Source organism: Magnetococcales bacterium, from assembly GCA_015231755.1.
Lineage (GTDB): Bacteria > Pseudomonadota > Magnetococcia > Magnetococcales > Magnetaquicoccaceae > Magnetaquiglobus.
In genome coordinates, this window is the sequence record JADGAZ010000016.1 from 87969 (window position 1) to 110598 (window position 22630).

Annotated in this window: 18 protein-coding genes; 3 read left to right on the top strand and 15 right to left on the bottom strand. The window is 61.0% G+C overall.

All coding sequences use genetic code 11. The features are described 5' to 3' along the window. Position 1: 1 nt before the first annotated feature. The 15 genes from HQL98_11660 to HQL98_11730 all read right to left on the bottom strand — a co-directional run bounded on the left by HQL98_11660 (position 2) and on the right by HQL98_11730 (position 19151). Entirely contained in the window at positions 2-2041 is a 2040-nt protein-coding gene (locus HQL98_11660; protein ID MBF0272706.1) for a TolC family protein, read from the bottom strand. A gap of 1 nt (position 2042) precedes the next feature. Next, positions 2043-3320 carry an HlyD family type I secretion periplasmic adaptor subunit gene (locus tag HQL98_11665; GenBank protein MBF0272707.1) on the bottom strand — a complete coding sequence of 426 codons (1278 nt, stop codon included), beginning with the start codon at positions 3318-3320 and terminating at the stop codon, positions 2043-2045. A gap of 2 nt (positions 3321-3322) precedes the next feature. After that, entirely contained in the window at positions 3323-4957 is a 1635-nt protein-coding gene (locus HQL98_11670) for an ATP-binding cassette domain-containing protein (GenBank protein ID MBF0272708.1), read from the bottom strand. 37 nt (positions 4958-4994) lie between these two features. After that, a complete protein-coding gene (locus tag HQL98_11675; GenBank protein MBF0272709.1) occupies positions 4995-8084 on the bottom strand; it encodes an ABC transporter substrate-binding protein in 3090 nt (1029 codons plus the stop codon). Between the two features lie 127 nt (positions 8085-8211). Continuing rightward, positions 8212-8817, bottom strand: a complete 606-nt coding sequence (locus HQL98_11680; GenBank protein MBF0272710.1) for a V-type ATP synthase subunit D — start codon at positions 8815-8817, stop codon at positions 8212-8214. Positions 8818-8823: 6 nt separating this feature from the next. Beyond that, the gene (locus HQL98_11685) at positions 8824-10224 is read right to left on the bottom strand and encodes a V-type ATP synthase subunit B (GenBank protein ID MBF0272711.1); all 1401 of its coding nucleotides are present in this window, start codon (positions 10222-10224) and stop codon (positions 8824-8826) included. Next, positions 10221-11987: a V-type ATP synthase subunit A gene (locus HQL98_11690; protein MBF0272712.1), complete on the bottom strand. Its 1767-nt coding sequence runs from the start codon at positions 11985-11987 to the stop codon at positions 10221-10223. Before HQL98_11690 ends, HQL98_11685 begins: the two co-directional genes overlap by 4 nt. After that, a complete protein-coding gene (locus HQL98_11695) occupies positions 11984-12595 on the bottom strand; it encodes a hypothetical protein (protein MBF0272713.1) in 612 nt (203 codons plus the stop codon). The genes HQL98_11690 and HQL98_11695 overlap by 4 nt, the downstream gene beginning before the upstream one ends. Then, complete coding sequence (locus HQL98_11700) at positions 12592-12894, bottom strand: V-type ATP synthase subunit F (protein MBF0272714.1); 303 nt, start codon at positions 12892-12894, stop codon at positions 12592-12594. The genes HQL98_11695 and HQL98_11700 overlap by 4 nt, the downstream gene beginning before the upstream one ends. After that, positions 12894-13247: a H+transporting two-sector ATPase C subunit gene (locus tag HQL98_11705; GenBank protein MBF0272715.1), complete on the bottom strand. Its 354-nt coding sequence runs from the start codon at positions 13245-13247 to the stop codon at positions 12894-12896. The genes HQL98_11700 and HQL98_11705 overlap by 1 nt, the downstream gene beginning before the upstream one ends. A 35-nt stretch (positions 13248-13282) precedes the next feature. Next, complete coding sequence (locus tag HQL98_11710; protein ID MBF0272716.1) at positions 13283-15115, bottom strand: hypothetical protein; 1833 nt, start codon at positions 15113-15115, stop codon at positions 13283-13285. Continuing rightward, positions 15112-15813 carry a hypothetical protein gene (locus HQL98_11715; GenBank protein ID MBF0272717.1) on the bottom strand — a complete coding sequence of 234 codons (702 nt, stop codon included), beginning with the start codon at positions 15811-15813 and terminating at the stop codon, positions 15112-15114. The genes HQL98_11710 and HQL98_11715 overlap by 4 nt, the downstream gene beginning before the upstream one ends. Before the next feature lie 8 nt (positions 15814-15821). After that, entirely contained in the window at positions 15822-16169 is a 348-nt protein-coding gene (locus tag HQL98_11720; protein MBF0272718.1) for a hypothetical protein, read from the bottom strand. 183 nt (positions 16170-16352) lie between these two features. Next, a complete protein-coding gene (gene glnA / locus HQL98_11725) occupies positions 16353-17774 on the bottom strand; it encodes a type I glutamate--ammonia ligase (GenBank protein MBF0272719.1) in 1422 nt (473 codons plus the stop codon). A gap of 84 nt (positions 17775-17858) precedes the next feature. Then, positions 17859-19151, bottom strand: a complete 1293-nt coding sequence (locus HQL98_11730; GenBank protein ID MBF0272720.1) for an ammonium transporter — start codon at positions 19149-19151, stop codon at positions 17859-17861. A 357-nt stretch (positions 19152-19508) separates the two neighbouring features. Here HQL98_11730 and HQL98_11735 point away from each other — a divergent pair, with 357 nt between their 5' ends. The 3 genes from HQL98_11735 to HQL98_11745 are packed head-to-tail and all read left to right on the top strand — an operon-like array spanning position 19509 to position 22623. Continuing rightward, on the top strand, positions 19509-20465 hold the full coding sequence (locus tag HQL98_11735; protein MBF0272721.1) for an ATP-binding cassette domain-containing protein: 957 nt from the start codon (positions 19509-19511) through the stop codon (positions 20463-20465). Continuing rightward, the gene (locus HQL98_11740; protein MBF0272722.1) at positions 20462-21229 is read left to right on the top strand and encodes an ABC transporter permease subunit; all 768 of its coding nucleotides are present in this window, start codon (positions 20462-20464) and stop codon (positions 21227-21229) included. Before HQL98_11735 ends, HQL98_11740 begins: the two co-directional genes overlap by 4 nt. A gap of 29 nt (positions 21230-21258) precedes the next feature. Continuing rightward, positions 21259-22623, top strand: a complete 1365-nt coding sequence (locus tag HQL98_11745; GenBank protein MBF0272723.1) for a GldG family protein — start codon at positions 21259-21261, stop codon at positions 22621-22623. Positions 22624-22630: the final 7 nt, after the last annotated feature.

Here is a 22630-nt window from a genome sequence, read left to right on the forward strand (position 1 = left end):
TTTATAAAGGCTTCACCAGACTGGAGGCAATCCAGGCCTCGGAATCCAACTGCAACCACAATCCATCTTCGCTGCGGTTCATGACCGTCACCTGGGTGCCTTCATGCAGGATCTTGAGCGTTTTGCCATGGACATCGGGTTGGAGGCGTAGTCGGGAGACGGTGTTGACAACGCCTTGATAGGGGAACTTTTCCACCGCTTGTTGCGTGGGTGGGGGGACATCCTCGGATTGGGTCTTGGATTGGGTTTTGGATTGGTCGGTGACCATCCTTGCCGAGATCCAGAGGTCATCATCCAGGCGCAGCCAGTGTCCGCCGTCTGGGCTTTCTTCCACCACGGTCACCGAACTGCCTGCCGGCAATCGTTTGATCACCTTGGCGTGTTGATTCGGCCCGGAGCGCAATCGGGCATTGTGGATCAAGGTGACGGTTCTGGCCGGAGGTGTGGAGGCTTCCGGGGGGGTGGAGGAGGCCGGGGTCGCCGGAGCGGTTGACGGGGCTTCGGAAGCCGGGGAGGTGGAACGGGGTGCGCGGGAGGGTTGTTCTTCACCCTGGGCGGGTGGGGTGGCATTGGCTTTGGTGCTGCGTCCGTCATTGGCGGACGATGGCTGGGAGGAGGCCGATGGGGTCGGGGCCGATGGCGGGGTGGAGGTCGGTTTGGCAGGCGTTTCCAGCGCATCCACCTTGGGCAGGACAAAACGTTCGCCACGGTTCAGCAGTTCCAGATTCAGCAGTCCCATGGTCTTGAGCAATCCGAACTGGGCGATGGCCACATCCGCCTTGGCGGCCAGGGCGTCGCTTTGGGCGTTGATCAGGGCGGTCTCTCCGGACAGCACGTCGATCAGGGAACGGGCACCGTGCAGACGTTCTTCCCGGGCCATGCGCAGAAATTCCGCGGAAATGCGCGCCTGGTTTTCCAGGAAGTTGGCGTTCTCCTGGGTGGTGGTGATGGACTCCCAGCCGTTGCGGGCCTGTTCTTCCACGGTGTGACGGGTATCCAGAAGGCGGTTGTCGGCGGCGGCGATGCCTTCCCGGGCCCCTTCCAGGGCGTGAAAACCCGCCAGTCCAAGGTTGAACGGATAACTCACCTCCACCCGCGCCGCCAGTTCCTGTTGATTACCTTTGGTGCCTTCGGCGTCTTCTTTATATTTTTTTTCCACCACCGCGCCGACCTTGGGGGCCAGTTCGGCTCCGATCACCCGGTTCTTTTCCATCTGACTGGTGGTCACGGCCACCTGGGCGATTTGCAACTGGAGGTTGTGGTTCAGGACGTTTTCCAACACCTTGTCCAGGGTATCCGGCAGATGTTCCGTGGGGTTTTGCAACTCGTACAGGGTCTCCGGCGCGTTCGGTTCTCCATCGAACAGCACCCGGAAATGGTTGAGAGCGGTATTCAAGGCCCCTTTGGCCCGGGCCTCACGGGCCTGCGCCCCGGAGAGTTGACTGCGGGCCTGAAGGGCATCGGTTTGCAGACCGCCGCCCAGTTCGACACGGCTTTCTTCCAATCCGGTCTGCTTGCGTATGTTGGCGACGGACTGTTCGGCGAACGCCAAAGCGCGATAGGTCCGCAACAGGTTGATGCAGGAACTGGCCGCATCCAGCAGCAGGTCGGCCCGTTGATTGGTCAGGTTGAGTTCCGCCTGCAACAAGGCGAGATTGGCTTTGGTGACCTCGGCGTTGGTTTTGCCGAAATCCCACAGCGCCTGATTCAGGGTCATGGTGAGGGTGCGGGCGTTCATGTCGGTGGGGGTGCCCCCATTGGCGGGTTTACGGGATTCCGATCCCATGGCGCCACTGGTTTTCATGTCCGGAAACCAGCCGCCCCGCACCTTGCCCACGTTGGCCTTGGCTGCCAGCGCATCCCGTTTGGCCGCCTCCAGTCGGGGATGGCGTTCCAGCATCCGTTCCGCCAGAACCCGACACTCTTCCGCCCAGGCGTCCGCGCCGCTGGCCAGGAGCAACATTCCCGCCACGAGCAACGTTTTGCCGATACGCCATCTGCCAGCCGGGTGGATACCCGCGTTCAATCGGTTCAATACCATTCTATCGTTCCTGGAAAGTGGCGTGCAACGAACGCAGCCACGGAGTCAACAGATATTCTAGCACAGTTCGACTGCCAATCAAAATCAAACAAACCACCTGCACCCCCGGATACAGGGAGTAACTTTGTTGGGTGCCTTCAAAGCGGTTTTTCGCCGTGACGATGCGGATCCGGTAAAAGGTTTTGCCTTCGGAGGTGACCAGGGCATCGGGGCTGACACTTTCCACCTTGCCCGGAATACGTCCGAACAAAATGGCGTCCTGGGAGTTGAGAGTCACCCAGACCGTCTGTCCCGCATGAACATAACCGATATCCTGGACCGGCAGTTTGGCGTCGATCACCAGTTGATCCTCGACGGGCACGATATCCATCACCGTCTGTCCCGCCTGGATGACTCCCCCTTCGGTGGAGATGGCGATACTTTTGATGATTCCGTCCACCGGCGAACGCAGGATGGTCAATTCCTGGGTATGTTGCAACTTTTTCAGTCTTTGCGCCAGTTCTTCGTAATTTTGTTTGGCTTGGTTCAACTCTTTGTGGGCGGTTTCGATGAAATTGGCCTGGAGGGAATCCGCCCGTTCCCTGGCCTCCTTGAGCGCCGCCTGAATGCGGGGTTGGGCGGTTCTGTCCGCCGTGATCTGGCCTTCCATGGTCTGTTTCTGTCGGACCAGATCCAGATGGGTCATCCGGCTGGTGAGATTGCGCTCCATCATCTTCTTGCTGATCTCCACCTGATCGGAGACCGTGGCCAGGATCTTCTGATTGTTCTCCTGGCGGCTGCGGTTTTCCACCAGTTCCTGTTCCCGTTGGGTGATCAGGCTTTTCAGCGTGGACAACTCGTGCTGAAACCGTTGCCGACGGGCGGTGAAGGTGGCCAGTTCGGTGTTCACCAGCTCCGGATCCGCCTGGATCACCTGGGGATCGAAAACCGGGGTATCTCGTTTTTCCACTTCCGCGGTCAGGCGTCCCATCTCCGCCAGCAGACCCATCAGACGCCGTTTCAGCTCATCCAGATCCGCGTTGGATCGGAGCGGATCCAGGCGCAACAGGGGTTGATTGCGCTGGACGGTCTCCCCTTCCTTGACCATGATTTCCTGGATGATGCCGCCTTCCAGGTGTTGGATGGACTTGATGCGGGAACTGGGCATGACCACGCCTTGAGCTTGGGTGGTCACATCCAGCGGGGAAAAGGTGGCCCAGATCAACAAGGAGAGAAAAAACAACGCGCTCAAATAGAGCAAACGATGGGTATGGCGTCGGGTCGAGGAGGGATCGGCCATGCTCATCCCTCCTTGGGATTGGCCAGATCGATGATTTGACCCGCGCCATTCAGAATGTTTTCGTCGTGGGTGGCGATCACCAAGGTTTTGCCTCTTTTGGCCAGGGCGATCAACAGGCTGTAGACCACGGCGGTTCCTTCCCGGTCCAGCCCCACGGTCGGCTCGTCGAAGAGCATGATGGGACTGTCCAGGGCCATGGCCCGGGCCAGGGCGAAGCGGCGACGAATCCCCGGAGGAACCTCCTTGCCGTCATGGCTCAACCCCAGATCCAGCCCCGCCGGATGCTCGGCCAGAAAACGACCCGCTCCCGCGCTGGTCAGCAGCGTGCGCATGGCTTCTTCGCTGAGGGTCGGGTCGTTGGCCAAAAAATTTTCCCGCAGGGTGCCTGCCAGGAAAGTCGGCTCCTGGGGCAGGAAACCCAATTGGCGGCGGCGCCACTCCGGAGCCAATTGCCGCATTTCGATGCCGTCGAGCAGAATCTGTCCGCCGGTGGGTTGCTGCAAACCTACCATCAGGTGCAAAAGAGTGGACTTGCCCGAGCCGTTGGGTCCGGTGAGTACGCAGATGCTTCCCGGCGGCACCTGGAACGACAGGGCGTTGAGGAGTGGAATGGGGCGTCCTGGCCAGTGCATCGTCACCTGACGCAACTGGAGTTGACCTTGGCATTGGAGCGGGGTACTGCCGGATTCTCCTTCGGGTTCCAGGTTGCGGGCAAAGGTTTGAGCCGTGGCCATGGTGGCTTCGGCCTTTTTGAAGGCCTCCCCCAGGGATGCGAGACGGGACAGGGGGGAAAAGGCGCGATTGGCCAGGATATTGGCTCCGATCAGGGAACCCACATCCAGGGAACCATTGACGATCAGAACCGCACCCACGGCGATGATGCCCACCCCACCCACAGCCTGAATGGTTTGCGCCCTGGAGGTCATGGTGCTGCTCAGGCGGGTCAGTTCGTGGCGCACCTGGGCCGATTCCTGGACCACGGTGCTCCAGCGTTCCATGAGCAGCCCTTTGCCGCGGAAATGACGCACGCTTTCGGCAGCCCGCAACGCGGTGGCCAGCAGGGCGGCAAACCGGTTGGCCAGCTCCCGCCCCTGGCGCACGGGTGTGATCATGCGTTTTTGTCCGCGCCATCCCGTCACCAGCAGAATCGTCATCACCGCCAGGGTCACCCAGGCCAGGGGCGGAGCCAGCAGGGCGATCACCAGCAAAAAGATCAGCACGAACGGCAGATCCGACAGGGCCGCGATATTGGCGGCTCCCAGGGTGTTGGCCTCCTGATCCACCCCCCGCACCATGGCTTCCAACTCCTCCACCGGACGGCGTCGCAAGGAGTCCAGAGGTGTGGTCAGAATCAGGCCATACAGCCCGATGCTCAAGCGGATCTCCTCGTCGTTGGAGATCTCTCCGGCCAGTTGCAGGCGGATGGCCCGAAAGGCGTACTCCCCCGCAATGGCCAGCAGCACCCCCAGGGTCAGGGTGGCCAGGGTGCTGGAAACTCCATAGACAATGTAGCGGTTGAGCACATGAATCATGTACAGCGATGAGGCGATGCCCAGCAGATTGACCATCAAGGCGGCGAACAGCAGGCGCGTCAAGGCTGCCGGGTTGCGTCGCAGACGATCAAGCACGATTTTCATGGGCGACGATCATCGGGTGTGGCTGAAGCCGGATGCCTCACGGTTTGTGGGTGGCCGTGGCTGCCGCTGGAACCGGCACTGGCGGTGTGATCTGGCCCGGATCCTCATCTTCCAGGGCGTCCCGCCAGATGATGTCGTTTTCATGGAATTTCTTCCAGATCAACTGCCAGAACTCCTGGATGGCGGCCTTTCTTTTGGAAAAGGGCATATACAGACCCACCGGATAGAAGGAGACCCAGCGATCATTTTTCAGTTGCACCCCGTAATAATAGACCTTGGGGGCATCGGAGGGCAGTTCGTTGGGTAGGCTTTTGACCTGGGCCAGACACTCCTTGATGATCTTCAAGACCAGGGCCGGATCGTGTTTGGGATCGGTGTAGACCTCCAGATTGCGTTTGATGCAGCGTGGCTTGGTGAAGTTCTGAATCTCCGTGTCCGAGGTCTTGCTGTTGGGAAAGGAGATCATCTGGCCATCGAGAGAGTTGATGCGGGTGGTACGCCAAGTGATGTCCGAAACCACGCCGATGCTGTTGTTGAGTTTGATGGTATCGCCGATATTGAAGGGGCGTTCGATGTTCAGCATGATACCGGAAACGATATCCCGCAGATTGGACTGAACCGCCATACCGATGATCATGGCCATCATGCCGGAGGTGGCGAGCATGCTGGTGATGCTCTTGTCAAAGACGAAGGCCACCACCCCGAAACCGGCCATCACGTAGATGAGCAGCACGATGGTCATGCGCAGCACGTTGGGGATCTTGCGTTGGGTCCGGGTTTCCAAGGGAACCCAGATGAACCGTTCCAGGGAGATGATCGCCAGTCGGGCCGGGACGATGAACCAGCAGATGTCGAACACCATCACCACCGAGTCCACCGTGGAGTTGGTAAAGTTCTGCAAACTGTAATCCCGGGCCAAGTTGCCCAGGGTCATCAACAGCAGAGGCCAGAAGATCATGCGCAGGAACAGGGTCTGGATCCGCCAGAATTGACCCCGTTCCTTGATGTCCAGCAGTCGGGCCAGGACGCTCATCACCAAAGAGAAGATCGCCAGATAGACGAACTGATCGGTGCTGGAGAGGACATCCCGGGCGTCGAAACGGTCGGGTTTAAGCACCATGCCCGCGTCCAGCATGGAAAAGAGGGGACGGGGCTTGCCGAATCCCACAAACAGGGGATTGCCATCCACGCCCCGCGGTTTGATCTCCTGGGAGACCCAGCCCCGCATGATCAACCAGCCGCTGGCCCCGGCCAGCACCTGATCCCGCATCAAGGAGGCCACCATGGGATCGGTCATATCGTCGTTGGAATGAAACCAGGAGAGAGCCTTGTTCAGCCAGCCATCGGATTTTTTTTCAGACTCCGCGTGGCTGATGGACAATTTGGATTCCAGGGGATCCTTGGCATCCTGACCCAGATGTTGATTTAACAGGTTGAGTCCGAGGATATCTCCCACATACATCAGGTTGTGGCTGCCGAGGGTGCGGTGGTGAAACGCCAATCCCACCAGCAGGGTGCCATAGTTGCGTTCCGCTTCCGAGTAGCCCAGATAGAATTTGCCTTTGATGCGATAGGCCCGATAGCTCATGTCGCCATCTTTGCCCTCGCGCACCGGCTGTTCCAGGGCAATCGGCGTCACCGCGTTGGTAAAGACCACATCCTGAGGGGCAAAATCCCCCCGCCAGCGGAACCAGACGGCAAAATCGATGTCGGCGGTATTGGCGCTGCGGTCCAGGGCGGAGATTTTCTCCAGACGCACACCGGTATAGACCACATTGGTTTTGTACATGAAACGATTGTTGACATACAAGGCCCGTCCGGCGGTCACTTCCGCCAGCAGGTTGGTGACCCCTTCCTCCCGGATGGGAGACAACTGGGTCAGGGCCGAAACCAGATTGGTGCCGTCGTAATTGCCCACCATGGAGTCCCGGGTGGCGACCCCCTTGGCGTTGAAGAACAGTGGTCCATTGAGGCCGACAAAGGCGTTTTCCACCGAATTGCGGGCGGCGATGCGGTCCCGGAGTCGTTGGCGCAGGGGGGTATCCCGGTCTTTGCTGCTCACGGCGTCGAACAGACTGGCGGCGATCAATTTGGCGCTTTCGTAGGCGTAGGCGGCCACCCAGTCCGGAGCGTTGCCGTACTGGTTGGTGAAGCTGGTGTTGAATTTCTGCGCCCGGTCCCCGGAGGTGTCGAACAACATGGGGGTGGTCATCAGGGTGCCGTTGAGGGCGGATGCGGAGGTGCCTTTGCCTTTCCAGTTGGTGATGAAGGTCTCTAAGAAGCCCTTGGAGGCCAGATGGCGCAAGCCGACGATGCGCTGGCGGATGCCGGCTTCCCGCAGGGCGGCGATCATGCGGGTGGTGCTGTCCACCTCGCCCAGCACCAGGAAAGAGCCAAAAAGTTTTTTGGATTCGACTTCGGCGATGACGTTTTTCAGTTCCTGGTCCATGGCCTTCCCATCGGTGGGCATGGCCCACTTGTAGAGGATTTTGGTCCCGAAACGTTGATACACCTCATCGAAGCTGGTGGCCAGTTGTTCTCCCCGTGGGGTGGCCTCGTGGAGGATGAAGACGGTCTTTTCACCGACGACGTTGCGCAGATAGTTGGCCAGAAAACGGGTTTCGGTGCTTTCGTCGATCAGAGGCTGGAATACCCAGGTATTTTCCTGATAGGCCTTCTCCGGACCGTTGGTCATTAAAATGGCCGGCAGCGCCCGATCTCCGTAATAGGGGATGGCCTTGGCGGTGGCGGAGCTGTTCCAGTGACCCAGCACAGCCACCACATCCGGGTCGGCTTCCGCCTGTTGGGCGGCCTGGAGGGCCTCTGCCGGAGAGTTGCCTTCATCGACGTATTTGACGGCCAGTTGTCTGCCGTGGATGCCACCCTGTCGGTTGATCTGTTGCACCAGCAGCGCAACCCCCTGTTGCATGGCGTCGCCCTGGCTTTTATCGGGCCCGGTCATGGGGGCCACGACGGCAATGCGCATGGCATTGCCCGCGGGTTCTTTCAGAATGAACAGACCCACAAAGAGCGAAATCAAACTGGCGACCGCCAATGCCGCCGCCAGGATGAGCATGAACAGTTGTTTTTTGTTGAGCGTCGCGATCCACTGCCGAAATTTTTGCATACTTACCTGTTCTGGGCCAGACTTTTGATCGTTGTGAGCATCAAGCCGTGTGAGGAGGGTCGAAAGCGTTCATGCCGCATGCATATCTTCTTTTCAGCTTCAAATCAACCGAGAAAGTGTGTTTTGATTATCTGGCCAATCGTACCCGCACGGACTCTTCCTGATCCAACTCTTCCAGGCGGATTTCCATTTCGTGGATGGCGGCGTCCAGTTCCGGGAGGATCACGTCTTCCAGGGCGCGGGCGCGTCGTTCGGTGCGTTGGTATTCGGCGAGCAGACGGTGCAGATTGCCGGAAAGGGCGGCCAGTTGTACCGCGAGAGTCAACAATTGTGCGTGGGAATGCTGACAGGATTTCTTTTCCCGGGAAGGAAACCCGGAAGAGGATCCCCCTTCGGTGGGAGCGTCTCCCAACGTCAGTGATCCCTGGTCCACCAGGGCAACCCCGAAAAAGAGCCGCTCCTGACGGATCACCCGGGCATCGGTCAACTCTTGAACCGGTGTCACTTGAAGGTCATGCAGTCCATGCAGGGCCACGGCATCCGCCAGGGAGGTCATGGTGTGATGGTGTTGGGTCTGATAGCGTTCCGACAACTCCCGATAGCGGGTGAATTGCTGGATGATCTCCGTGGCCAGCAACAGGCGTTTCTCGTCGAGAAAACGATACCCTTCCCGCATGACCAGACGTTCATCCCGGCTTTCCAGCAACGCACTGCGGGTGGGGGTGATCTCCATGGGCGGTTAGGGGGTGGCCCCTCCCTGACGCAAATGGCGTTGGATCTGATCGTCGGAGAGTCGGGACAACTCCGAGTCCGGCAGAATCTTCAGCAAGGACCATCCGACCGCCATGCTCTCTTCCAGGGTGCGGGGGCCATCCGGTTGGGCGATGAAACGGGTCTCGAACCGGTGACCGAACTCCAGAAACAGTCGATCCGTCGGGGTCAATCCTTCCGCGCCCACCACGCCGGCCAGCAGACGCACCCCCATGGTGCGGGCATAGGCGGCATACAACTGATTGGCCAGGGCCGGATGGTCCGGATGGGTGAACCCTTCCCCGATGCCATCTTTCATCAGACGCGACAGGCTTGGCAGCACGGCGATGGGCGGATGGATCCCGGCCCGGTCCAGTTTGCGATCCAGGGTGATCTGGCCTTCGGTGATGTAGCCGGTCAGATCGGGAATCGGATGGGTGATGTCGTCGGCGGGCATGGTGAGAATGGGAATCTGGGTCACGGAACCGGGACGCCCGCGGATGCGACCGGCCCGTTCGTACAGGGTGGCCAGATCGGAATACATGTAGCCCGGATAGCCCTTGCGGCTCGGGATTTCGCCGTGACTGGCGGACACTTCTCGCAACGCTTCGCAGTAGTTGGTCATGTCGGTGATGATCACCAGCACATGGCGTCCCTCCTGGTAGGCCAGATATTCGGCGGCGGTCAGGGCGAAACGGGGAGTCAGCAGCCGTTGGGCGCTGGAGTCGGAAGCCAGATTCAAAAACAGCGCGGTATGACCCAGAGCGCCTCCCTCTTCGAGGGCGTGACGGAACCGTTCCGCCTGATCGAAGGGCACCCCGATTCCGGCGAACACGATGGCGAAGGGCTCCTCCTTGGTGGAGCGCAGCCGGGCGTGCAGGGCGATTTCCACCGCCAACCGGTTGTGGGGCAGACCGCCACCGGAGAAGATCGGCAGTTTCTGTCCCCGCACCAGACTGTCCAGCACATCGATGCCGGAAATACCGGTTTCGATGAAATCCTCGGGTTTGGCCCGTCGCAACGGGTTGATGATCGCCCCGTCGATGGGGGCTTTGACCTGGGCGGCCACCGGGGGTCCGCCATCCGCCACCCGACCCACCCCGTCGAACACCCGACCCAGAATGCCCGGTCCCAACGCGAAGGTGATGGGTTCGCCGATGAAGCGGATCCGGGTTCCGGCCATGGAGAGTCCGGAAGTGGTGTCCAGGGTTTCGATGGTCATGAAGTCGTCGTCCAACGCCGCCACCCGACCCAGACGGGTACGGCCATCGGTGCCGATCACCTCCACGGCGTCGTTGAGTCCCACTTCCACCTGACGCCGCGCAAATACCAACGGCCCTTCGATGCGGGTGACCGCATCGGTCAGATAGAGATCCGCGTGGACCGTCATGGTCGTTTCTCCTCTCCGCTTGTGCCGCCCAGGGAGCCGAAATCCGTTTCCAGCAACCCGTCCAGGGTGTCGAACCGTTCCAGTTCCTCGTCTCCGATATCCTCTCCCATCCGTTGCAGACGACGGGTGATGGGCAAGGAGATGATCCGTTCCACCCCGATCCCGGCTGCCACCGCCGCCTCGGCCCGATCCATGAAGCGGATCAACAACCCCATCATCCGGGTCTGCTTGCGGGGAGAGGCGTGGCGATCCTTGACCGAAAACGCCGATTGGCGCAAAAACCCGTCGTTCACCAGTTCGGCGCACAGCAGGGTCAGCCGTTGGGCCTGGGGCAGGGCGTCCTTGCCGAGAATGCGGGCCATGCGTTCCAGGCGGGTCTGCTCTTCCAGCAGGGTCAGAAAACGACGGCGGTGTTCGGCCCAGTTGGGGGCACCCTCCTGGCTCCACCAGGAAGACAGGGTGTCCGCGTCTTCCGAGTAGGAGGCGATGGGGTCGATGGCCGGATAAAAACGGGCCTGGGCCCGTTTTCGGTCCAAGGCCCAGAAGTTGCGCACATAGCGTTTGGTCTGGATCGTGACCGGCTCGGAAAAGTCGCTGGAGGGGGGACTGACCGCCCCCATGACCGTCAGGGAACCGTTTTTGCCCGACAGGGTGATCACCCGTGCGGCCCGTTCGTAGAACTCCGCCAGCCGGGTGCTCAGATAGGCCGGATAGCCCGCCTCTCCGGGCAACTCTCCGAGACGGCCTGAAACCTCCCGCAACGCCTCGGCCCAACGGCTGGTGGAGTCGGCCATCAGGGCCACCTTCAATCCCTGATCCCGGAAATACTCCCCCACCGTGATGCCGGTGTAGACACTCGCCTCACGGGCGGCCACCGGCATGTTGGAAGTGTTGGCGATCACCACCATCCGTTCCATGAGGGGGCGACCGGTGCGGGGATCCTCCAGATGGGGAAATTCATCCAGCACCCCAGCCATTTCGTTGCCCCGTTCGCCGCAGCCCAGATAGATGATCACCTCGGCGTCGCACCATTTGGCGATGGTTTCCAGCAGCACGGTTTTTCCGGTCCCGAATCCGCCGGGCACCATGGCTTTGCCGCCCCGGGCCACCGGAAACAGGGTGTCGAGGATGCGCTGTCCGGTCAACAACGGCGGGCCAGCCGACAGACGTTCCGCGACGGGTCGGGGACGACGTACCGGCCAGGGATGGCTCATGGCGATGTCGATGCGTTGACCCTGGCCATCCCGCAGTTGGCAGACGCTTTCCACGTCGGTCCGTTCCCCCTGGGCCACGATCGATACCACTTCTCCCCCCTGATCCGGGGGAATCAGACAAAGCTGCTCACCACTGGCGCCGTCTATGGGACGCACCGTGGCGAAGGGATCGCCTCCTTTCAGGATTCTGCCCGGTTCCACCAGGGGGGTGAACAGAAAACGTCCCGCCGGGGGATCGAACCGTCCGGGGAGGAGAAAGTCTCTGCCTTCGCCGCTCAGGGGACGGAGCAGGCCATCGAAAATATGTCCCAGCAGTCCCGGACCCAAGGGCACCGACAGGGGCATGCCCTGACCCACCACCGGGTCTCCCGGACGCAATCCCGTGCCGTCCTCGAAGAGCTGAACCGTGATTTCATCCCCTTGCATGCGGATCACTTCGCCGAGCAGCCCTTTGCTTCCCACCTGGACCGCTTCGTGAATGCGAAACGGGTCGCGGGTGGCTCCCCGCAACACCGGGCCACTGATCCACCGTATCACGGCTTTGTTCATGACGACGCTCCTTCCGCGTGCATCAACGCCAACAATCCGGCGTCGATGGACAGGCGATTGGCCACCACTCCGGCCGCGCTGCCATCGACCCAGGCTCCCTGACAACCCAGACGCATACCCGCCTGCAATGAGGCATCCATCACGGCCTGGGGTTTGGGCAGACCGCTTTCCAGCAGACGTTTTTCCACCATTTGCCATTCGGAGGGATCCAGATCCGATGGATGGTGGATTTCCCACTCTCCGGTAGGCAGAAAGGCCATGGCCCGTTCCACGGTGGAGGTGATCCAGAGTTTACGGGATTCCGGCTCGCGCCAACGCTCCAGCAAAGCCTGATCCAAGGCGCTTCGGGCCTGTTCCAGATGGCGATTGTCCACACTCAGGGCGTGGTTGCGCCGTTCGGTTTCCTCTTGGGAGCGGGCGCGGCGCAAGGCCTGTTCCATGACGTGGCGTTCCCGGTTCACCATGTCCCGCATCCGTGCCCGGGCCTTGCGATGGGCCTCGGCGATCAGGATGGCGGCTTCGTTTTGGGCCTGATGCAGGATCCGTTCGTGTTCGGTCAGCCGTTTCTGCTCGATCAGGGCCAGCATGTCGTCCAGGATCGTTTTCATGGGCTCATCCCCAACCGGCCCCGTACCCGTGTCGCCAGATCCGGGGGTTGCGCCAGACCACGGGCATCCGGGACCACCAGGGTCAAGGGGATCACCGAGGTCAGAAAACGCTCCAGCAGCGTGGCGGGAAGCAGCCGGGCGCACGGAGCGGCCAGCAGGGCCAGTCCGCTCCTGTTATCGTCCAGCACCCGGGTGACCGCTATCGCCTCTTGGCCCGGTTCCGGGATGATCACCCGGACTCCGGCCAGTCGCCAGCCAGCGGCGCTCACTTCGTCGCCGATGAAGACCGGGGCAGGCATCAGCCCAATCGATTCAGGATGAGAATCGAGATGATCAGGCCGTAAATGGCGATTCCTTCCGCCAGTCCCACCAGAATCAGCATGCGTCCCAACAGTTCCGGTTTTTCGGTGATGGCGCCGATGGCGGCGCTGCCCACGTGGGCCACGGCGAAACCCGCCGCCAGGGCCGAAATGCCCGTGGCCAGGGCCGCGGCCAGATATCCCATGCCCGGTTCAATCGGGAGTCCTGCCGGGGGAGCGGTGGGGGCGCCACTGGCGATGGCGGATGGCACAAACAGGGCGATGCTGGCTCCCACGGCCAGCAAGGCGGTGAACAGGGTCAAAGCAAAGGCGATCTTGGCGCGTGGCGACATGGCCGCTCCTTATCAAAGGTTTTGCGTCATTGGGGTTACTCCGGAGGCGGCAAGGGGCGGAAAGGCCGTCCGTCGCCACCCAGAAAACGTACAAAAAATTCAAACAAAATCAAACGGGTTGTCTGAACCGACACCACCATGCCCTCCAGGGCGAGGATCAGCAGATTGCCCAGAATCAATACCACTCCGCCCCACACACCGCCACCGGTCAAGGCCGCCAGAGTGATCACCGCGTGGGAAAGTCCCGCGTGGGCCAGGGCAAAGGCGCCGACACGGGCGAAGGAAAAGGTGTTGACCCCAAGCTGCAACAAGGTTTCCACCAGATGGGCCAGCCGGCCCGGGAGGGCGAGGGGGGCGTCCAGACCATTGCCCACCACAAACGCGATCACTCCCGACACTGCCAGAGGATAACCGATTGGCGAGAAGAAGGCGAGCAATGCTCCGATATAAATCAAAATCACACCGGCTTCGTGTTGCAGCCATTTGCGCCCATGGCCTTGCCAGTAGGCCCCCAGACCATGGAATCCCAGTCCGGTCAGGATCAGCCCCACTCCGAGCAGCAAGGGCACGGCCAGCACATCAAGGGGTCGGCTGGTGGGGTGCAGCCACAGCGCCGGAATGATCGCTTCCGAGCAGAACAGGGAACCGAACAGCAGTCCGAAAAAGATTGACGACATCCCGCCGGATTTCAACAGCCAGGAGATTTCCTGTTGGTCCCGCAGCGCGTATCCGATCCCGAACAGCACCGCCCCCTGACCCACATCCCCGAACATGTAGCCGAACAGCAATGGCGCCACCCAGGCCAGCAGTCGGCTGGGATCCACCTCGTGGCGATTGGGCATGCCCAGCAATTTGGGAAAGATCTCGAATGGTCGGGCCCACCAGGGGTTGACCAGCACCAAAGGGGGCGCTCCCGGCCCGGAATCCGACACCGAAGCCAGCGCCCGGACCCCGGAGCGTCGCAAAAGGCCATTGAGTTCCTGGGCATCGATGCCCGGGGCGACCCATCCTCCCAGTTGGGAGAGGGTCTGTCCGGCTCCCACCGAACGGATGGCCTGGAAAAACCATTGCAACCGATGGACTCCCCGGATCCAGCGGGCCACCTGATGGCGTTCCCCGGTCTGGCGCAACGCTTCTTGCAACGAACCGATCTCGGCGCGGCACTCCACCAGCCGCTTTCGGATCACATCGGCAAACGACGCGTTCGACAGGTCTGCCTGATCCAATTCCGGGGGCAGGGTCAGGGGGCGGCCGTCGTGGCGGCTTACGGTATCGTTCAAGGAGGCCAGAGAAGTTTCGGTCCCCACCGCCAGAACGAAGGCGTGGTCTCGTCCTTTCACCAAGCGGAGCAAGGCGCCGGGAGTTTCCAGGTTCAGGGCGGCGGTGTCCGGTGGCAGGAGAAACATTCCTCCCCGGATGCACAGGGCGGCATGCTCCTCCCGGGCGAAATTTCCCCAGGCGAGAGGCCCGGGAGGCACGGCCTGCGCCAGATCGGACAGCAGTACCCATTCGGCCTCTCGGGCGCGGCAGGCCTGTTCCCGTTGGATCAGGGGTTCGGCCTCGTGTTGCCATGCTTCGAGGGCCGTCATGGCCTGATCGAGGGTCTCCAGCGGGGTGGCGGGAAGAGTGGGGATCTCTGAGGAATCGGGATCCAGCCGGGGCCACCATACATGAAAAGCCTGGGCCAGGGCGTCGAAACGGTGCAGACGGCTGGCCAGTTCCGGGGTCAGGACCGGTTTGGATTCACCGGACAACGCTTCCGGTTCCACCGGTGCGTGACGGGCCAGGGTGGTGAGGGCCGCCGGCAGATCGTCGTCGATGGCCACCAGTCGCATCCAGCGGGCGGGCATGGGACGGGCGATCATCATGGGCCACTCTCCGGGGCGAACAACCGTCTGCGGCACAACTCTCCCCGCAGGCGGTGCAGATCCATGGCCATCAGCCACAGGTGAATGAACAAGGCTCCCGGTCCCATGGCATGCCGCCGGAAACGCAACTCCAGGGTTCCCCGGAGTTCAAACCAAGCGCTCAGGGAGGTTTCGTTCTCCCCCAGTGTGGCAAACCGTTCCTGGGTGGCGTGGGCCAGTCGGATCAGAGCGGTCAGGACGGTTTTCGCCGCCGGATCCTGGGGCCAGAGTTTTTTCCAGCGATCCAGCCACCAGGTCAGGGAGTCTTGGTCAGTCGGGGGTATTTCCAGAGGTTCCAGTCCTTCCACGCGCGTCATCCAGGGATGGTCCGCCCCATGGAGATGTCGATACCGGGCGGTGGAGATGTCCGCCAGAGTCGCCACCCAGCGTACCGCCGGTTGCCACTCCCGGGGGGTCAATCCCGCCACCAGGGCCACCTGCCGGATGAACAGTTCCCGCATCATCGCTTCCAGATGATGCACATCCCCGTTCGGATCCACCCCTTCCAGCCATCCCCCCAGAGTGGTTTCACGGGCGCGGGCCAAAAAGGGATCCAGCGCCACCACGGCAGCCAGTCGGTTCCATTGGGCCGGATCCAGGCGTTGGCCGTGACGGGCTTGCAGACGGGCTTGCAGGGTTGCGAACCGGGGAGAGGACATGGAGAGGCTCACTTGGCGCCAGTCAGACGGGCTGCGAGCCGTTGGGCCGCCCCGACGGGATCTACTACCGTTCCCCGGGCATCCCCTTCAAAGGGGGCGGCCCGCTGTTGATGGCGTTTGATGGACTCCAGGCGTTTTTTCAAGGATTTGGCCTGTCCCTTCTGGAGGGAGGTCAGGCGTCGGTCCGTGCGGGTTTCGATTTCGGCCACCACGCGGTGGGCCTGCAGCAGAATCTCTTCCGCCTGTTTGCGGCTTGCGGCCATGGTTTCGGCGGCCTGCCGGTCGGCCTCCAGGGCTTGATTCATGGCCGTCTCCAGCCACGCCCCTGCTGCATCCTCCCTGTGCGCCTCACCCATCGGTTTTTCTCCCTTTGTGACTCGCGACTTTTGGCTGCGGTGCCTATTGCTCCCACGTCATACTTATTTTACAGCAAAGCGGGTCGGATAATCCAGCATGGTTATGCGTCGGAACCGTGTATATAAAAAAAGCCGCCCCCATGGGGGCGGCCCGGTGCCACTTCGTTTGACCGGAAAGAAAGGTCAGACGCTGTAATACATCGAGAATTCCACCGGATGCGGGGTGTGCTCGACTCTGTAGACATCCTGCATCTTGAGGTTGATCCAGGCATCGATCAAGTCGTCGCTGAACACGTCGCCTTTTTTGAGGAAGTCGCGGTTTTTGTCCAGAGCGTCGAGGGCTTCGCGCAGCGAGCCGCAGACGGTCGGGATGTGCTTGAGTTCTTCCGGTGGCAGGTCATAGAGGTTTTTGTCCATGGGGGCGCCCGGATCGATCTTGTTCTCGATGCCGTCCAGACCGGCCATCAGCAGGGCTGCGAAGGCCAGATAGGGGTTGGCCGAAGGATCGGGGAAGCGGATTTCGCAACGCTTGGCCTTGGGATTGGTGGCCGCCGGGATACGGATGCTGGCGGAACGGTTGCGGGCCGAGTGGGCCAACAGCACCGGCGCCTCGAAGCCCGGGATCAGGCGCTTGTAGGAGTTGGTGGAGGGATTGGTGAAGGCGTTCAGGGCGCGGGCGTGTTTCTTGATGCCGCCGATGAAGTGCAGGGCCATTTCCGACATATCGGCATACTGGTTGCCGGCGAACAGGGGCTTGCCGTCTTTCCAGATGGACATGTGGACATGCATGCCGGAACCGTTGTCGCCGCTCATGGGTTTGGGCATGAAGGTGACCGTCTTGCCTTGCTGATGGGCCACGTTGTGGACCACATATTTGTATTTCTGGATGTTGTCACCCATGGAGACCAGATCCGAGAAGCGCATGTCGATTTCGCACTGACCGGCGGTGGCCACTTCATGGTGATGGAACTCAATGGTGAGACCCATTTCTTCCATGAGCATGCACATTTCGGAACGCATGTCCTGGTAGGAGTCCACCGGGGGAACCGGGAAGTAACCACCCTTGATGCCGGGACGATGGCCGGAGTTGCCTTCTTCGTACTCGGTATCGGTGTTCCAGGCGCCTTCGATGGAGTCGATCTCCACCGACACCTTGTTGATGCGGGAGGTGTAGCGCACGGAGTCGAAGATGAAGAATTCGGCTTCGGGCCCCAGATAGGCGGTATCGCCGATGCCGGTATATTTGAGGTAGGCGGCGGCTCGTTTGGCCACGGCGCGGGGATCACGGCTGTAGCCTTCGCCCGTGAAGGGATCGACCACGTCGCAGATCAGGATCAGGGTGGGGACATCCGTGAAGGGATCCAGCACGGCGGTGGCGGCATCCGGCTTGTAGACCATGTCCGACTGGTTGATTTCGCACCAACCGGCGATGGAGGAGCCGTCGAAGCCGAAGCCGTTTTCAAACACTTCTTCGGTGACCATTTTGGCGGGGGTGGAGATGTGTTGCCATTTGCCATGAAAATCGGTGAAACGGAAATCAACGAAACGGACATCGTTGGTTTCGATCATGGCCAGGGCATTACGAATCGCGTCTTGATCTGACATAACGGTTTGGACCTTTCAAAAGGGGGGTGGATGTATAATGAAACCGATTCAAGAATACGTTAAGACCAGCGAACCTGTGAGGCGTCAATCCAGATTATAGCCTCTTTCGTCGTGCAGGACCAAGTCCAGTCCTTCGGTCTCTTCATCCCGTGAGACCCGCAGGCCGACGACGGCGTCAATCGCTTTGAGTATGACCACGGTCAGCACGCCGCTCCAAAGCAGGGTGGCGACGGCGCCGATGCATTGGATCCACACCTGGGAGGCCATGGTGACTCCCGGGGGATAGCCGACTCCCCCCAGCGACGTGGAGGCGAACACGCCGGTGAGGAGGGTTCCCAGGATTCCGCCCACGCCGTGGACCGGCGAGACATCCAGGGAGTCATCGATCTGGAGTTTGCGTTTGACCAGTTGGGTGGCGAAGTAGCACACCACGCCGGCGATGGCGCCGATGATCATGCCCCCCATGGGGCCGATGTAGCCCGAAGCGGGGGTGACGGTTCCCAAACCGGCCACCATGCCGGTGACAATGCCCAATACGCTGGCTTTGCCGTGTCGCATCCATTCCACGATCATCCAGGAGATGGATCCGGCGGCGGCTCCCATATGGGTGGCCAGCATGGTCATGCCCGCCGAGCCGTTGGCGCCCAGGGCGCTGCCGGCGTTGAAGCCGAACCATCCCACCCACAGCATGGCCGCGCCGGTGAAGACCATGGTCATGTTGTGGGGAGGCATCATGCTGGTCGGAAAGCCGCGTCGTTTGCCCAGCATCAGGGCGGCGACCAGGGCGGCGATGCCTGCGTTGATATGTACCACCGATCCACCCGCAAAGTCCATGAATCCCATGGTCGCCAGCCATCCTCCGCCCCACACCCAGTGGCACAAGGGCAGATAGACCAGGGTGAGCCACAGCACCGTGAACCACAGAATGGCCGAAAAGCGCATCCGTTCGGCGAATCCGCCCACCACCAGAGCCGGGGTGATGATGGCGAAGGTGAGTTGGAACATGGAAAAGACCGTTTCCGGGACATCCCCCTTGAGGGTCTCGGTGGCGATGCCCCGCAAGAATCCCTTGTCCAGTCCGCCGATCCAGGCGTTCAATCCGCCCCCATCGCCAAAAGCCAGCGCATAGCCATAGACAAGCCACAGCAGGGAGACTACACAGGTGATGGCAAAACATTGCATGAAGATCGACAGCACGTTTTTGGTGCGCACCAGCCCGCCATAAAAGAGGGCCAGACCCGGCAGGGTCATGAACAGCACCAGGGCGGTGGCGGTAAGCAGCCAACCGGTGTTGGCCGCGTTGAGCATGACAGTGGTCTCCGCCCATCCGATGGTGGGGAGAATCAACAATGCCGCGAGTGTGAAAGAAAACACCATAATGTTGCCTTTGATCGATTTCTTTGTTGAATGGTAAGGGGCTCGATTCCGCATACACGGAATAGCGCCATTTTCGCAAGCTTTGTTCCAGGATGGGGAATGTGGATTATTGTATTGATAATGGGGTATTTTTTCTGGATATTTTTTTGCGGCTTTTTTAGCTGATGCTTATTTTTTCAGCATTTTGATTATTTTTTGCACACCCAAGCCTGCATTATATGCATGCCGCTGGTGCCTGACATTTTTTTTCATCCCTCTTGCGCATGACCAGGACATGCCTATATGCACTCATGGCTCGGTTCTGGATCCCTCTCGAACCCTCTTAACCGTTCCACGAACGAGGTAAAGAAAACAGCAATGACGGAAACCATGATCCACCTGTCCGGGGTGACCCGGCTGTTTGGCGGCGTCAAGGCCCTGGACCACATCGACCTTGAAGTGCGTCGCGGCGAGGTGATGGGCTTTCTCGGACCCAACGGGGCCGGGAAAACCACCACCATGCGCATCCTGAGCGGTCTGCTGGCTCCTTCGGAGGGGAGCGTGGCCGTGGCCGGCGTGGATGTGCTGGAAAATCCGGTGGAGGCCCGTGCCCGCATCGGTTTTCTGCCGGAAAATCCCCCCATCTATGGCGAAATGACCGTGCGGGAGTATCTCTCCTATCTGGCCACCCTGCGCCGGGTGCCGGGGCAGAAACTCCGGGTCGCGGTGGACCGGGCCATGGAGCGTTGCGGCCTGACGGCGGTGAGCGATCGACTGCTGCGCAATTTGTCCAAGGGGTACAAGCAGCGCGCCGGCATCGCTCAGGCCATTGTCCATGGTCCGGATGTGGTGGTGCTCGACGAACCCACCGTGGGGTTGGATCCCATCCAGATCCGGGAGATCCGCGCCTTGATCCGGGAGTTGGGAGGGGAACATTCGGTGCTGCTTTCCACCCACATCCTGCCGGAGGTGCGCATGACCTGTCAGCGGGTGGCGGTGATCCATCAGGGGCGCATCGTGGCCGACGACACCCTCGACGCCCTGGAAAATCGCGCCCAGGGCAACAGCGTTCACTTTCTGCGCTGGAAAAATCCCCCCGCTGCCGACCTGCTGCGACGGATTGCCGGTGTGGCCGGTGTCACGCCACGGGAGGATGGCTGGCTGATCACCGCGGCTCCGGAGGCGGATCCGGTGCCGGAACTGGTGCGGCTTTCCGCCTCGTCGGGATGGGATCTGCGTGAATTGTCCCAGGCGGGTGGCTCCCTGGAGGAGATCTTCCTGCAATTGACCACCCGTGAGGAGCGCCCGGAAGAGGGCGAGGAGGTGTCCCCATGAGAGCCATCGTCACCATCGCCTTGCGGGAACTGCGGGGCATGTTTTATTCCCCGTTGGCCTGGACCCTTTTGGCGGTTTTGTTCGCCATCTGCGCCTATATGTTCAACGCTGGGGTGCTCAGTTATCAAATCCAGATGCTGGAGTATCAGACCTACGGCATGCGGGGCGGTCTGCCTTTGACCGAACGCACCATCGCGCCCATGCTTGGCAACGCGGCGGTGTTGCTGTTGCTGCTCATGCCTTTGCTGTCCATGCGTCTGATCGCCGAGGAGAAACGTCAGGGCACCTGGCCCGCTTTGGCCTGCTCTCCCATCTCCCCCACCGGGATTATCTTGGGCAAATATCTGGGTCTGCTGCTTTTCCTGGCCATTGCCGTCGGGCTGTTGGCCCTGCCTCCCTTGACCCTGTATGCCTATGGCAATCCGGATACCGGGCAGTTCCTTGCCGGACTGCTGGGGCTGTTTCTCACCGCCGCGGCCTTCGGTGCGGTGGGACTGGCCGCTTCCAGCGCCACGGAGCATCCCAATGTGGCGGCGGTGGTCTCCTTCGGTGTGCTGCTCATGCTGTGGATTCTTTCGTGGATGGGGAACGCCAGTGGCGGGACGGTGGACAAGATGCTCGCCTATTTCTCGCTCATGAACCATTACCAGAACTTCCTTTCGGGCGTGATCAGCAGCGCGGATCTGAGTTATTTCCTGCTGCTTTCCGCCGCCGGACTGCTGTTTGCCCGGCAGCGGTTGCTGGCCGATCGGGTTCAAGGTTAAGCGACGACTTTGCAAGGATAAAGACGACGATGAAGATGGACCGTTCTACCCGTTTGAACATCCGGTCGCAGAACTTCGTCATGGGCCTGATCCTGACGATTCTGCTTGCCCTGGCGGCTTACGCCAGTCACCGTTATCAAGTGCGTTGGGACTGGACCAAAGGGGGTCGGCACACCCTGGCGGAACAGTCGGTCAAGGCGGTCAAGGCCTTCCCCGAAGGGCTGACCATGACCGTCTATATCCAGGAGCGGGGCGATCGACGCCAACAGATCCAGGATTTGATGGAAAAATATCAGGTGATCAACCCCTCGATGACCATCCGCTACGTGGATCCGGATCTGGATCCCGCCGCGGCCCGTCAGGCCGAGGTGGCGGTCTATGGCACCGTGATTCTGCGGGCCGGGGAGAAGACCGAAAAAATCACCGAAGCCAGCGAAGAGGCAGTCACCAATGGTTTGATCCGTCTGTCCAAGGGCAGCGCCAAGACCATCCGTTTTGTCAGCGGTCATGGCGAACACCCTCTGGACGAAACCCCGGATGGGGGCGGTGGCAAGGATCGTTTTGCTTATACCCAGGCCAAGGCCCTGCTCAAGGGTGAAGGCTATGGGGTGGAGGGGATCAATCTGGCGGAAGCCGAGAAGGTGCCGGAGAATACCTCGGTGATCGTGCTGGCCGGTCCCCGCAAGCCCCTGCTCGACATCGAGCGGCAACGGCTGAAAACCTGGCTGGATGCCGGAGGCCGTCTGCTGGTCATGCAGGGACCGGGGAGCGATGCCGGACTGGAGGCGATGCTCAAGGAGCATGGCGTCACCTTCTTGAAAGGGGTCACCCTGGATCCGGCGGCCCAGATGATCGGGGGATCGGCCTCCACGCCGCTGATCAGTCGTTATACGGTGCAACACCCCATCACCAAGGGAATGAGTGCCGCCACCATCTTTCCCGACAGCGGCGGCATCGATCTGGAGACCCCTCCCGCCGACAGCAAGGAGCAGCGCATCCGTTTGCTGGAAGGGGCGGCGCGGGGTTGGCTGGAGACCGGGGATCTGGCCAGCGGTCAGGTGGAGTTCAATCCGGAACAAGATCGCAAGGGACCCATCGTGATCGGCGTCGCGGTGGAATCCGGCAAGCAACGGCTGGTGGTGACCGCCAACTCCAATTTTCTCGCCGACGCCTATGTGGGGGCGTTGGGCAACGCGGATTTGTTTCTCAACATGGCCCGCTGGCTGGCCGAGGATGAGAATTTCATCGCCATCAAGCCCAAGGAGGTGCAGGACGGGGGACTCAATCTGCCGGGGGCGGATGCGGTGTTGCTCTTCTGGGGACTGGTGGTGTTGATTCCGGTGTTGCTGGTGGGGATCGGAGCGACCATCTGGTTGAAAAGACGGCGGCGCTAATCAAGGG

Bases quoted from the DNA above. Each gene is read 5' to 3' on its own strand.
- HQL98_11660 (MBF0272706.1), bottom strand. From the start codon at position 2,041: ATGGTATTGAACCGATTGAACGCGGGTATCCACCCGGCTGGCAGATGG.
- HQL98_11665 (MBF0272707.1), bottom strand. From the start codon at position 3,320: ATGGCCGATCCCTCCTCGACCCGACGCCATACCCATCGTTTGCTCTAT.
- HQL98_11670 (MBF0272708.1), bottom strand. From the start codon at position 4,957: ATGAAAATCGTGCTTGATCGTCTGCGACGCAACCCGGCAGCCTTGACG.
- HQL98_11675 (MBF0272709.1), bottom strand. From the start codon at position 8,084: ATGCAAAAATTTCGGCAGTGGATCGCGACGCTCAACAAAAAACAACTG.
- HQL98_11680 (MBF0272710.1), bottom strand. From the start codon at position 8,817: ATGGAGATCACCCCCACCCGCAGTGCGTTGCTGGAAAGCCGGGATGAA.
- HQL98_11685 (MBF0272711.1), bottom strand. From the start codon at position 10,224: ATGACGGTCCACGCGGATCTCTATCTGACCGATGCGGTCACCCGCATC.
- HQL98_11690 (MBF0272712.1), bottom strand. From the start codon at position 11,987: ATGAACAAAGCCGTGATACGGTGGATCAGTGGCCCGGTGTTGCGGGGA.
- HQL98_11695 (MBF0272713.1), bottom strand. From the start codon at position 12,595: ATGAAAACGATCCTGGACGACATGCTGGCCCTGATCGAGCAGAAACGG.
- HQL98_11700 (MBF0272714.1), bottom strand. From the start codon at position 12,894: ATGCCTGCCCCGGTCTTCATCGGCGACGAAGTGAGCGCCGCTGGCTGG.
- HQL98_11705 (MBF0272715.1), bottom strand. From the start codon at position 13,247: ATGTCGCCACGCGCCAAGATCGCCTTTGCTTTGACCCTGTTCACCGCC.
- HQL98_11710 (MBF0272716.1), bottom strand. From the start codon at position 15,115: ATGATGATCGCCCGTCCCATGCCCGCCCGCTGGATGCGACTGGTGGCC.
- HQL98_11715 (MBF0272717.1), bottom strand. From the start codon at position 15,813: ATGTCCTCTCCCCGGTTCGCAACCCTGCAAGCCCGTCTGCAAGCCCGT.
- HQL98_11720 (MBF0272718.1), bottom strand. From the start codon at position 16,169: ATGGGTGAGGCGCACAGGGAGGATGCAGCAGGGGCGTGGCTGGAGACG.
- glnA (MBF0272719.1), bottom strand. From the start codon at position 17,774: ATGTCAGATCAAGACGCGATTCGTAATGCCCTGGCCATGATCGAAACC.
- HQL98_11730 (MBF0272720.1), bottom strand. From the start codon at position 19,151: ATGGTGTTTTCTTTCACACTCGCGGCATTGTTGATTCTCCCCACCATC.
- HQL98_11735 (MBF0272721.1), top strand. From the start codon at position 19,509: ATGACGGAAACCATGATCCACCTGTCCGGGGTGACCCGGCTGTTTGGC.
- HQL98_11740 (MBF0272722.1), top strand. From the start codon at position 20,462: ATGAGAGCCATCGTCACCATCGCCTTGCGGGAACTGCGGGGCATGTTT.
- HQL98_11745 (MBF0272723.1), top strand. From the start codon at position 21,259: ATGAAGATGGACCGTTCTACCCGTTTGAACATCCGGTCGCAGAACTTC.